We start from the raw sequence: 12,647 nt of genomic DNA, 5'->3' as shown, positions 1-12,647 counted from the left end.
AAAAAAAGGCGCAGACAAGTGATGCCCGCGCCTTTGCCCCCTCGCGCATGCAAGGTTATTACGCCGGATATGTCATTCCCCGAGAGCCACGCCTTCGCGACGCGGGTCGGCGCCGCCCTTAAGGGTCTCGCCGATCTCAATCGCATGCAGCCCAGAGTTCAGATCGCGGATATTGACCTTGTAGCCCATTTCGCTGAGCGCGCCCTCCAGACCCGCGGCAGCGGTCCCAGCCTCAAGATCATAGGTGCCGAAACGGTTAACCGCATGGGGCAGCGAAAGCGCCTGCTGGACATTCATCCCCCAGTCGGCCCAGGCTACGATGGCACTGGCCACGTAGCCAATGATACGGCTGCCACCCGGAGAGCCAATGGCCAGAACTGGCTTGCCATCCTGCAAAACGATGGTTGGCGCCATCGAGGACCGCGGACGCTTGCCGGGCTCCACCCGGTTGGCAATCGGCACCCCGCCGCGGTGGCTGCGGAAAGAGAAATCTGTCAGCTCATTGTTCAGCAAAAACCCATTGGTCATCAAGCGCGAGCCAAAGCCGTTTTCAATCGTCGTAGTCATCGACAGCACGTTGCCATACTGATCCACAATCGACAGATGCGAGGTCGAGGGAAACTCGATCGAGGCATCATCAGCCCAACGCGGTGTCAACGCCGCGTGGTCGAACACCGGCTTGCCCGGCACCACTTCGGGCAGGGCATCATCCCCCGCCAGCAGCTGGCCGCGCGCCGCCAGATAGTCCGGATCGACCAGCCCCTTAGCCGGCACTGGCACATAGTCGCTATCGGCCATGTAGCGGCCCCGATCCGCAAAGGCGAGCCGCGAGGCGTCACCGATCAAACGCCAGGATTCCGGGTTTTCCGCCCCCAGCGCTGCCAGATCATAGCCACCAAGCATGCCGAGAATCTGCCCCACGGTCAGCGCCCCCGAGGACGGCGGCCCCATGCCGCAGACCTCAAAGCTGCGGTAACTGGCACAGCTCGCAGCGCGTTCCTTCACCTGATACAGCGCCAGATCCATCTCGGAAAGCACACCGGGGTTATCTGAGACCGTGGTGACTGTCCGAACGATATCACCTGCAATCGGACCAGAATAAAATCCATCTGCGCCCTCGTCTGCAAGGGTGCGCAGAACCTCCGCATAGGCCGGATTGGTCAGCATATCACCTGCAGCCAGCGGCGTGCCGCCGGGCAGAAAATAGTCGGCGGTTGCCGAAAACCGCGCCAAACGCTCCGCGTCACGCGCGATGGAGCCTGCCATTCGGGGCGAGACCTCAAAGCCGTCGTCAGCCAGTGCGATCCCCGCTTCAAATAGAGTGCCCCAGTTGCTGCGCCCCCAGCGCCGATGCGCAGCCTCCAGCAAAGCAGGTGTGCCGGGGGTGCCAACCGAACGCCCACCGACGACAGCATCAAAGAATTTCAGCGGCTCACCCGCGTCGTCCTGAAATAACCGAGGCGTTGCCGCCAAGGGGGCTGTTTCGCGCGCGTCCAGCGTGGTCACTGCACCCGATTTGGCATCATACCAGACCAGAAAGGCCCCACCGCCAAGGCCCGAAGACTGCGGCTCAACCAATCCCAGAACGGTCTGCACCGCTACCATGGCATCAGCCGCCGTACCGCCCTGACGCAGGATCGCAGCACCTGCCTCAACCGCATGAGGATTGGCGGCGGCAATCATCCAGTTTTCAGCTTCAACAGGTCGCCCTGCCGCCTTTGCCGCCAATGAAGTGGCTACCGCCTCGGAAATGGCAGCCATGCCACCGGCGCTGGCGCCTTCCGGGGCAACCGCATCCGCAGCCTCCTGGGCATGTGCAACAGTCGTAGACAAAACAGCGGCAACAAGGGCCGAGCTCGAAGCAGCCAGACAGGCGGAAAGAATCGGTCTCATGCAGATCTCCAATCACAGCTCTCAGATGTGATACGGCACCCTACAACATGGCTGGGACCACCAGATCAGGTGGCCGATGTCCATCCTCGAAGGTTTTGATATTCAACAGGACTTTTTCGCCCATTTCGATCCGGCCTTCGAGAGTTGCAGACCCCATATGAGGAAGGAGTACCACATTCGGCAACTCGCGCAAACGTGGATTGATATCGGTGCCATTCTCGTAAACATCGAGACCCGCGCCAGCAATTTCATTATTGCGCAGCATCCGCGTCAGCGCGTTTTCGTCAATCACCTCACCGCGCGATGTGTTCACCACCACCGCTGTTGGCTTTAGCAGCTTCAGGCGGCGTGCGTTGAGCAAATGAAACGACGAGGGTGTCGAGGGGCAATTGACCGAGATCACATCCATGCGCGCGATCATCTGGTCCAGGCTTTCCCAATAGGTCGCCTCCAGCTCGCTTTCGATCTCGGGCCGGCGCCGACGGCGATTGTGATAGTGGATCTGCATGCCAAAGGCGCGCGCCCGGCGGGCAACGGCCTCGCCGATCTGACCCATGCCAAGAATGCCAAGACGCCGCCCCGCAAGACGCCCGCCCAGCATCGCCGTAGGTGCCCAGCCTTGCCAGTCACCCTTTTGCATAACGGCGAGCCCCTCGGGGATGCGTCGCACCACCGCCATGATCAGCGCCATCGCCATATCTGCGGTATCATCGGTCAGAACACCCGGCGTATTGGAGACCAGAATGCCGCGCTGGCGGGCCGTGGCCACATCGATGTGATCCACCCCGGCGCCGTAGTTGGCGATCAGCTTTAGCTTCTCTCCGGCCTGACCCAGCAGGGCCGCATCAAGGTGATCGGTGACCGTGGGCACCAATACATCTGCTTCCTTCATGGCGGCGGCCAGTTCCTGGCGGCTCATCGGTGCATCATCGCTGCGCAGCCGTACATCAAACAACTCGCTCAGCCGCGTCTCGACCGGCTCCGGCAACCGTCGCGTAACGACAACACTCAGACGTTCTCTTGCCACTTTTGCTCTCCCCTGGCTTTGCAATCCATTTGCCTTGGTGGCATGGTGGCGCAGGACGGAACCGGGCACAAGAACCGATCCGCCTGAACCGGAACATGTGACGCGGCTTTTTCCCCTCTTGGCAAAAAGCTGCGGCAGAATCGCGGTACAAGAACTGAGCAGGCCGAACGACGGGCAAAAGTGAGCAGGCAGTGACAAGACTATCTTTTGGATGGCACCGTTTTGCGGTGACTCTTTGTGTAATTTCGACAGCTTTTTCAGTAACCTCCAACGCCTGGGCCAAGGAGGCGCGCGGCGCTGTCACCAATCTGCCGCTGCCGCGCTACGTCTCGATGAAAGCCGCCGAAGGCAATGTCCGGCGTGGACCATCCTTGACGCATCGCATCGACTGGGTCTTCAAACGCCGAGGCATGCCACTGGAAATCACAGCGGAATACGGCCACTGGCGGCGCGTTCGCGATCAGGACGGTGCTGGTGGCTGGGTCCATTACGCGCTGCTGTCTGGCGCCCGTACGGTACTGGTTCAGGAAGACATGCTGACCCTGCATGCCCAGCCTGACGACAAGGCCCCGGTGACTGCCGCGCTGGAATATGGCGTCGTGGCTCGTCTTGGCGATTGCTCGCAGACCTGGTGCGAAGTCAGCGCAGGTGGATTCAGCGGCTGGGCCCCCAAAGGCAAGCTCTGGGGGGTTATGCCCGAAGAGATCCGCGACTAAGCCGCCCGGCTGCTACTGTCAAAACCGTTGGAACCACTCCATCAGGCCCCTGCAAGGCTGCAATCAGGCTGTCTGCACAGACCGTATGGCGAGTTGCGTTCCGCCCAGCGCCCTGAAACTTTTTTGACGACAGGTGAAAACCAAAATCTGCAAATCACTGCTCTGCAGCGTCAAGGCGTCAAACAATCGCTCAATACGCGCGTCATCGGTATAGACAATCGCATCATCCAGAATAACCGGCGCCGCCTCGCCGCTGCGTGCCAACAGGCGGGCAAAGGCAAGCCGGACCAAAAGCGCGATCTGCTCCTGCGTGCCCCCGGACAGGCTCTCGAAGTCTTCGCCGCCGCCGGTGTCACGGTGCAAATGATGTGGCAGCACCCGGTCCGCATCAACCTGCAACTGCGCGTCTGGCCACAGATGACGCAGCAGCGGCTGCAATTCCTTCAGGACCGGCGCCACATAGGCCTCCTGTGCGGCGCTTCGGGCCTGATCCAGCGCCAGATCGAGACGGCGCAGTACCGCAACTTCGAATTCGACTGCCGCGAGACGGTCCTGCGCTGCCAAGAGCTGATCCGAAACCTCTGCCAGCTCCTCTTCCACCGCCTCTCCGGCGGTGGTGCCAATTCGGGTATCCAGAACCGCCAGATCCCGTCCCAGTTCCTGCAGGCGTGACATCACGGCCTCCTGAGCCGATTTCGCCCGAACAACCCGCGCCTGCACCGCAGCAAGGTCCGGGGCCGCTTGTTGCAGCAGCTCCAATTGTGCCTGCGCCTGATTGAGCTCCTCCTGCAAGGCAGTTGCCTGTTGTTCCAGCACCGCAAGGCTCACTGCTGCGTCGACCTCTCCGGCCAGCGCCGCCTTGGCCCGTTCCAGCCGCTGTTGCGCTGCCTGATGACGGACATTGGCCCCTTCAAAGCCAAGCCGCAGGGTCGCTTCCTGTGCCCGGGCAGCCTCCAGCGCCGCGCTGGACTGATCCATCGCAGCACGGCAGCGGGACAAATCAGCCTCTACCGTCGTGCGCTCCGGCAATTCTGGCGGTTCTGGCGGTTGCGCACTCGCCGCCCCCTCTGCCGCACGTTCCTCCAGACTGTCGTGTTCCCCCAGACTGTCGAGCTGGTTGATCAAGGCCAAAAGCCCCTCCGGAGCCAAGGCCTGCAACTGCACATCTGCCTGTTGCAGACGAATGGCGGCCTCTTCGCGGCTACGGTGACGTGCGCGCGCCTCTGCCACTTCTGCACAATCGGCATAGGCGAGCGCTGCCGCCAGTTCCGCCTGTTTTACAGCCAACTGATCCGAGGTGGTCGCCTGCCCCGGGTGCAGGGCTATCCGCCCCAGCCCAAGGGCTTCAATCTGTCCGCCACGCGGCAAGGACAGACGTTCACCGGCTGCAACAGCCTGTCCATCCAGGCGCAGACGTCCCTCCTGCCCCGCCTCATAGGTGACCGTTATCGCAGGGGCCGCGAGATGTTGCGCCTGTTCAGCAAGACCAAGCGCCTCGCGGGCTGCTTCAATCCGGTCCATGGCCTTGCGGTCCGGTCCCTGCCTTGCCTGCTGCGTCAGTTCTGTCACCTGCGCCTGAGCCGCTCGGGCCTGTGCGACAGTCTTGCTCAGGGTTTGGCGCTGTGCCTGCTCCTGTGCCTCTACTGCGGCGCGCTGCACGCGTGCCAACAAAACCTCTGCCTGGCGCAGGGCATCTTGATCCGCAGCTGATTGGGCCAGACATTCCCGCAGGCGCTGCTCCGCCGGAGTAAGCCTTGTCGCCACCTCAGCTACATCGCTCTGCGCTTGCTCACATTCGGCCAGTGCCGCCATGTGTTCTTGTTGCCGGGCCCGCAGCCCCTGAACTGTGCTCTGGTGGTTTTCCTTTATCAGCCGAGCGGTTTTCACCGCCGCTGCCGAAGTATCTAGTTTTTCCTGATAGCGTTCTGCCGCTGCCAACGCCTGTCGCGCGGCCTGCATGCGCGCCTCCAGCTCCTGCTGTGTGTCAGCTTCTTGCAGGCCCGCAAGCTCCGCGCGCAGTGCACGGCGCTGGTCGAGCTGAGAGCGCAACTCCTGCACCCGGGCCTGCAGGCGCTGTTCGTCGGCCTGCAACTGCGCAACTTCGGTGGCCGCAAGATCGAGTGCCCCCCCCTTTTTGGCACCACGCGACGTTACCAGCCGATCCAGCGACTGGCGCAGGTCGCGACGGATTGCATCCATACGCTGCCCGCCAGTGACCGCATCGACCTCACCAGTGATCGACGACAGCAAATCCTGGCGCGCCGACAGCGTCTCCTTTGCATCGGCAAAATCCGTGAGCCCCTGACGCACCCAAAGCAAGCCCGCAGGGCCACCGTCTTTTGGTGACTTGATCAAATCCTGCAGCCAGGCTTCGGCGGCGTCAGATTGCAAATAAAGGGTGTCGCCCTGCCAGATCCGGATCTCGCCTTTGCCTGACGCCTTCTGGAACTGTTTGACCAGCCGATACCTGGTGCCATCGCGGTCGATCTCAACTTCGATGCGCGGCTCCCCTCCAGCCCGGGGCGCAAGCGCGCGGATCTCTTTGTCCCAGGATTTGGCATCTTTGAAAAACACGGCGTGCAGCGCATCAAAGATGGTAGATTTACCCTGTTCATTCGGAGCGGCCAAAACATTCAGCCCAGGCCCTATGCCGGTGATTTCAACGGCCTCGGTAAAGCGGCGAATGTTTTGCAGGCGGATGGCACAGATCTTCATGTTTCAGCCTCCGCGCTGCACGCCGCTGAGGCTGTCATTTCCTGGCCATAGGCAAACAGCCGGTTCAACGCGGCCGAGGCCACGTCCCGTTCGACCTGCGCCAAAGCCGTGTCTTCAGCGGCCTGCAACAGGTCTTCGGCTGCGACCCGCAGGGCGCCATTTGTCGCGATGAGGTCCAGATCCTCGACCTGATGCTCACTCCGCAGACCGGTCTCATCCAGATGGAAGAAACAGAACTCAGGTCCGACTTCTGCGATCACCTGTTGCAAGGCCAGCCGTTGCGGCGCTGTGATCCAGCCCTGTGCCCTGATCTGCAGCAGATGTTGATGCCAGCCTGGACGATCTGACGGCAGCTGAGCCCGCAGCAATGCCCCAGCATCCGCCGCCGGAGTGAGATCAAGCGAAAGATCCTGCCAGTGAAGAGCCCCGGTCTCTATTGCCTCAACCTTTGGGTCTTGGCCAACACTTGACAGCTCTACCAGCAAGGCCTGACCGCGACCGGCATGTTTGAAACGATCCGCCTCGGGCGTGCCACTGTAACGGCTGCGCGCGTCCAGCGTGAAGGTGCCATGCCAGTCGCCCAGCGCCAGATAGTCCAACCGGGCAGACCTGGCACGATCAGGTGCGATGGTTTCGCCGCCTGCCTCGTCGCTGCCAAAATCAAGTACCCCCCCATGGGCAAGCCCGATGCGCAGATCTCCTGTCGGCGTCTCAGCGGCATCCATCCATTGCGTCAGATCCTGGCCAGCAAAGCGGTGACGGCAAGGTGCAGGCAGCAGCTGCACCCCCGGCGCCATCTGCACGACTTCGGACCACATCAGCAGGTGTACGTTGGGCGGGGCATGCTCGGCCAGAGAGGCCCAGAGCGTTTCAGCGGCTGCACTGTCGTGATTGCCCGGGATGATCCACCAGTGCAGATCCGACGCAGCCCGCATCGCAGCAAGTGCCTGGCGCAACACACGCTCAGACGGTGTTTCGGTGTCAAACATATCCCCGGCGATCAGAACATGCTCCGCCGCGTGCGCCTGGGCCACTGCCGCCAGCCCTGCAACGATCTGCTGGCGGGCCTGCTGCAGGGCGATCCGCGTCTCCTCGGGAAAGCGGCCAAAGCGCTTTCCCAAATGCAGATCAGAACAGTGCAGAAAACGAAAAGTGCTCATCGGGGCTCCGGTCAAAAGACAGATCAGGGAACAAACCCAGGATCTGCATAAGGCTGACCGGACCAAACCGGACTGCCCCATGAGTGGCAGAGCTGCAAGAGAGGGTCAACGCAGCTTTGCTATCGCCAAGAGTGATGCCACCCCCAATTTGACCGCCACCCATTGGTTGTCATCCGCACGCCCTAAACTGCACCGCCATTTCCAGAGGAGCTGCTGAGAGGCCAACCGTTGAGAGCTGGGCTGTCCAGCCTGGCCGCCCCCACCCCCCCGCCCCGCCGCTGCGGCGATGTGTGATGCCTGCCCTTGTTTTCAGGATGCTGTTTCGCCGCACCACGGTCAGGGCCCGGCAAATGCTGTTTCAGAATGTCAGAGCGGTGGGCAAAAACCGACACATCCGTAAAGGGTGCCCCATCTGCATGGGCCTTTCGAATCATCGCGGCGAGACGCGTGCGATCCGCATCCAGGCAGGCGACTTGCTGAGCCAAAGCGTCGGTATCTCCTCGCCGCACCAGCCTGCCACCGCCGTGGTTCGCAATCAGGTCACGGGCATAGGCTCCTCCGTAGCCAAGAATAGGCGTGCCGCAGGTGAGCGCCTCAATCAGACAACGCGGCGATTCAGGTGTTTTATGGCAAAACAGGAACAGATGCGCCGCGCGCAGTTGTTTTAGAACCTCTGATTGATCTTCAACAAAGCCCGCAAAATGAACCCGGTCCGCCAATCCGGCCCGTGCAATCCGGGCCCGCATTTGTGGCAGCGCCGCGCCAGCCCCAAGCCAGGTCGCCTCGAAATCTACGCCCATGACCTTCAGACGTTCCAACACTGTGGTCCAGTCAATCGGCCCCTTCATCGCCTCGGCCCGCCCGGCATAGACCAGCCGCAATGGCCCCTTGGCTACCGATGCGGCCTTTGCGGCCAGGCTACTTTCATCGATGTGATCGCGGGACGAAATATGGATGTCGTGAACCAGCTGAGGGTTGCGGCAAAATCCCCGGTAGGTCTCAAAAGTTTCCGCCCCATGAAACAGTCCCAGGTGCGCGCGCCGGATCACCATCTGCTCAAGTCGCGCCATTGGCCGGTGATACAGGCGCGCGCGCAATTGACTGCGCCAAATCCCGTGATCAATCCCGTTATCGTCGCCTGCTTGCGCCCTGTTCGAGCCCTGTTCCAGCTGTTGGCGCATCACTTCGGATTCGACCCGATCGGTCCAAACAGCAAACGGACGCTGCATCTGATGTGCTGCCAAACAAGAGACCGCCCCCCAATCCCCGAATAGCCCGCCGATGGCAAAGCTGAGGTAGTCCGCCTTGTCGATTAGGGCCCGAATCTGACGCAGAGTGCGCGGCAAGGCACGAACAAATTGATCAGGCCGATAAGCCATCGGAACCGGTTCGATCCGCACTCCGGCAAGATCTTCGAGGTGGGTTCGCACCGGAACCCACCCCTGAGGGGGGGGCGTGTTACGCGGGGCAGCGTCCAGCGGCATCATCACAGTCACTGGGTGAAAATGCTGCGCCCAAAGCCTCAGCCCGTTTACCGCCTGACGTTCGACGTAATACTCCCCAGCGCAGAAAAACAGCGGCACCGGAGCGTAGATCAGGAGGGACGGCAGGTTCTGGGTGACGGTCATCGGAATCTCCTTGCTGACGGAAGACTAGAGGCTTCCTTTTTGCAACAAGGTTAAGGTGCGTTAACCCTGATCTCCAAGAACGCCTCCGAAGTGAAGAACTGTGCAAAATCACGCAAGCCCCCCCAAAGGGATAGGAAAACGCACAGAAGTGTTGATAAATGCTGCGCCGCGTCAATCTGCCGAAGCAAATGCACAAGCTGGTGATTGCACCGGCGGCGCTCCTGCTCTACATGGGAGCCATAAATGGCCCCGCCAGAAAACCCTCTGCGGTTCAGGGGCCGTTCAGTCTTGTATGAGATGTAGCGCTGCTACGCTAAGTCAACAAAGCTTCCGTTATCGCTGAAAGGTTATGAAATATGACAGAAAATTCAAACCCCGACATTCTGTATACCATCGTAGACGAAGCCCCCGAACTGGCCTCGGCCTCCTTTCTGCCGATCATCCGCAAGTTCGCATCGGCGGCAGATGTCAGCGTAGGCACCAAGGATATTTCCCTTGCTGGCCGCATCATTTCTGCTTTCCCTGAAGGTCTGAGCGCCGAGCAGCGTCAGACAGACGATCTGGCCGAACTTGGCAAATTGGTCAAAACGCCCGATGCCAATGTCATCAAGCTGCCAAATATTTCGGCCTCGGTGCCGCAGCTGGTCGCCGCCATCGAAGAGCTGCAGGCCCAAGGCTATGACATCCCCTCTTACCCCGAAGAGCCAGCAACGGACGCAGAAAAAGACGCCCGCGCGCGCTATGACGGCCTCAAAGGTTCTGCTGTGAACCCGGTTCTGCGCGAAGGAAACTCGGATCGTCGCGCCGCCCGTGCCGTCAAGAACTACGCCCAGAACAACCCGCATTCGATGGGCGCATGGGCTGCTGACAGCAAGACCAAAGTTTCGTCGATGCCCGGCGATGATTTCTACGCCAATGAAAAAGCCGCAACCATCACCGCCGCGCAGGCCGGTGATGCAAAGATCGAATTTGTTGCCAAAGACAGCAGCGTCACTGTGCTGAAAGACAGCTGGCCCCTGGAGGCAGGCACCATTGCGGATGCCACCTTCATGTCGGCTACGGCTCTGGATGCGTTCCTGGCCGATGCCATCGCGGACACCAAAGCAGACGGCACCATGTTCTCGCTGCACATGAAGGCCACCATGATGAAGGTCTCGGACCCGATCATCTTTGGCCATGCGGTCAAAGCCTGGCTGGCGCCCGTCTTCGACAAATTCGGCGCCGAAATGGACGCGCTGGGTGTCAATGCGAACTCCGGCATGGGCGATCTGCTGGACCGCGTCAAAGACAACGCCGATATCATGGCCGCCATTGACGCTGTCACCGGTGAACGCCCCGCCATGTATATGGTCGACAGTGACAAAGGCATCACCAACCTGCACGTGCCGTCCGATGTGATCATCGACGCCTCGATGCCAGCCGTGATCCGCGCTGGCGGCAAGGGCTGGGATGCGGCTGGCAACAAGGGCGACACCAACTGCGTCATCCCCGACCGCTGCTATGCCACCATCTATGACGAGACCATCAACTTCTTCAAAGCCAATGGCGCGCTGGATGTGACCACTGCAGGATCCGTCGCCAACGTCGGCCTGATGGCACAAAAGGCCGAAGAATACGGCTCGCACCCGACTACGTTTGAAGCCGCAGCTGCGGGTACCATCCGCGTGGTTCTGGCCAATGGAGAGACCCTGCATTCGCATGACGTTGAGGCTGGCGACATCTGGCGTGCCTGCACCGCCAAGCAGGCACCGATTGAAAACTGGATCGAGCTGGCCCGTGACCGTCAGCGCCTGACCGGATCCGAGGCGATCTTCTGGCTGGACGCAAACCGCGCCCATGACGCCGAGCTGATCAAATATGTGACCCCTGCCCTGGAGGCTGCCGGTGTTGCCGACAAGTTCCAGATCATGGCCCCGCGTGAAGCAACAGCCCAGTCGCTGAAGACCATCACCGCAGGCAACGACAGCATCGCCATCACCGGCAACGTGCTGCGCGACTACCTGACTGACCTGTTCCCCATCCTGGAACTTGGCACCTCGGCCAAAATGCTGTCGATCGTGAAGCTGATGAAAGGTGGCGGCTTGTTTGAAACCGGTGCTGGTGGGTCTGCCCCCAAGCACGTGCAGCAGTTGGTTGAGCAAAACCACCTGCGCTGGGATTCGATGGGTGAATTCTGCGCGCTTGGTGAAAGCCTGAATTTCCTGGCTGACAGCAAGGGCAATGCCAAAGCAGGGGTCCTTGGCGCCGCTGCCGAAGTTGCGACCCAGGGCATTCTGGACAACAACAACTCACCTTCGCGCAAAGTCGGTGAGCCCGACAACCGCGACAGCCACTACTGGTTCGCCCGCTACTGGGCCGAAGCGCTGGCAGCACAGAGTGATGACGCAGAGATCGCCGCCTATTTTACCCCGATTGCCAAAGCTCTGGCAGAAGGCGAGACAAAGATCCTGGCGGAATTCGCAGCGGTACAGGGTCCGGCAGCTGACATTGGTGGTTATTTCCACCCGGATGCCGCCAAGAAGGCCGCAGTCATGCGCCCAAGCGCAACACTGAACGCGATCATCGGCTGAGCCCTTTCGGGCGAAAGGCAACCTCCGGCATTTTGCTCATCCAATCTGTGTAAAAGTGAATGGATGGGCCCCAATATGCCGGAAGTGAAGGAACATTTTAGGGTCGCAACTCTTTGAGTTGCGACCCTATTGGTTTTGCCTACCCTAACCGCCCTCAGACCTTTTCGAGCCGAAGACAGCCCAAATCAGGCCAGCCTCTATTCTCTCAGGAGTTCCCTTTCCCGTTTCTTCCGATCTCGATCACTTTCTTTCGCGAACCAAGTGATCAAGGGGACGACTGCGTTGCGAAAGCATCAACGACATCCAAGCCATGTGTCAGCACATGGAAACGTCAGACTGTCGACGGGATAGCGCGGCGCAGGGAGGGCGACAGTGAGGGCCACAACGTCAAGACAAAGGCCGGAAGGGGCGAGAATTCCGTGTGACGACTTCCGTCCTAGCCCTCAGAAAGCAGCGGCAATCGCATGAAAACGCTCATTGGGTCTTCGGTGTAGCCTTCGATCGGAGGGCAATATGCGTAACCCAGTCGCTCATACAGAGCGCGGGCGGCGTCATATTGCGGACAAAGCTCAGACCCTGTTTCGAGAACCAGAGCAGAAAATCCAGCCCCGGCAGCCTCTCGTGCCAGATGTTCCATCAGTCTGTGTGCAAGCCCGCGACCGCGTGCATTTTCGCAGACAAAGACCGATTTCACCTCGGCAGTGCCATCGCTCAACGCTTTGAAAGCGCCACATCCCTGGGCTATTCCGGCCTCAAAGGCCGCATAAAACTGCACCCCTGGTTGACGCAGATCTTCCACGCCGAAGGTGTGATCGCTTTCGGAAGAGGTTGCGGCGGCACCATGGCTTTGGTTGCCCTCAATCAAAGGGCGCAGCGCCGACAGCCCCGGGTCGGTCTTGCGGATTTCCATGCGGTCGCTACCTGCCATTACTACCCGT

Annotated in this window: 8 protein-coding genes; 2 read left to right on the top strand and 6 right to left on the bottom strand. The window is 60.6% G+C overall.

Annotated elements, in window-relative coordinates; genetic code table 11:
- Positions 1-72: 72 nt before the first annotated feature.
- Positions 73-1,893, bottom strand: coding sequence for a gamma-glutamyltransferase (ggt, locus tag PH5382_RS17390; protein ID WP_058335667.1), 1,821 nt, complete (start codon positions 1,891-1,893; stop codon positions 73-75).
- A gap of 40 nt (positions 1,894-1,933) precedes the next feature.
- The gene (locus PH5382_RS17385; RefSeq protein WP_058335666.1) at positions 1,934-2,920 is read right to left on the bottom strand and encodes a 2-hydroxyacid dehydrogenase; all 987 of its coding nucleotides are present in this window, start codon (positions 2,918-2,920) and stop codon (positions 1,934-1,936) included.
- A 242-nt stretch (positions 2,921-3,162) separates the two neighbouring features.
- Between PH5382_RS17385 and PH5382_RS17380 the strand changes: the two genes are divergently transcribed.
- Positions 3,163-3,636 carry an SH3 domain-containing protein gene (locus PH5382_RS17380; RefSeq protein ID WP_231751927.1) on the top strand — a complete coding sequence of 158 codons (474 nt, stop codon included), beginning with the start codon at positions 3,163-3,165 and terminating at the stop codon, positions 3,634-3,636.
- Positions 3,637-3,699: 63 nt separating this feature from the next.
- On the opposite strand, the gene PH5382_RS17375 is transcribed toward PH5382_RS17380, so the two are convergent.
- The 3 genes from PH5382_RS17375 to PH5382_RS17360 all read right to left on the bottom strand — a co-directional run bounded on the left by PH5382_RS17375 (position 3,700) and on the right by PH5382_RS17360 (position 9,139).
- Positions 3,700-6,351, bottom strand: coding sequence for an AAA family ATPase (locus PH5382_RS17375; protein ID WP_058335664.1), 2,652 nt, complete (start codon positions 6,349-6,351; stop codon positions 3,700-3,702).
- Positions 6,348-7,511: a metallophosphoesterase family protein gene (locus tag PH5382_RS17370; protein WP_058335663.1), complete on the bottom strand. Its 1,164-nt coding sequence runs from the start codon at positions 7,509-7,511 to the stop codon at positions 6,348-6,350. Before PH5382_RS17370 ends, PH5382_RS17375 begins: the two co-directional genes overlap by 4 nt.
- A 182-nt stretch (positions 7,512-7,693) precedes the next feature.
- The gene (locus PH5382_RS17360; protein ID WP_082645742.1) at positions 7,694-9,139 is read right to left on the bottom strand and encodes a glycosyltransferase; all 1,446 of its coding nucleotides are present in this window, start codon (positions 9,137-9,139) and stop codon (positions 7,694-7,696) included.
- A 356-nt stretch (positions 9,140-9,495) separates the two neighbouring features.
- On the opposite strand from PH5382_RS17360, the gene PH5382_RS17355 reads away from it, so the two are divergent.
- Positions 9,496-11,709 (top strand): NADP-dependent isocitrate dehydrogenase, encoded by a 2,214-nt coding sequence (locus tag PH5382_RS17355; protein WP_058335661.1) that lies wholly within the window; start codon positions 9,496-9,498, stop codon positions 11,707-11,709.
- A gap of 436 nt (positions 11,710-12,145) precedes the next feature.
- Here PH5382_RS17355 and PH5382_RS17350 read toward each other — a convergent pair whose 3' ends face one another.
- Positions 12,146-12,637: a GNAT family N-acetyltransferase gene (locus tag PH5382_RS17350; protein WP_231751923.1), complete on the bottom strand. Its 492-nt coding sequence runs from the start codon at positions 12,635-12,637 to the stop codon at positions 12,146-12,148.
- Positions 12,638-12,647 lie beyond the last annotated feature (10 nt).

This window comes from Phaeobacter sp. CECT 5382 (assembly GCF_001457775.1).
Taxonomy (GTDB): Bacteria; Pseudomonadota; Alphaproteobacteria; order Rhodobacterales; family Rhodobacteraceae; genus Pseudophaeobacter.
The sequence above is the reverse complement of the archived record's forward strand: the minus strand, read 5'-3'. Positions and strand labels throughout refer to the sequence as shown.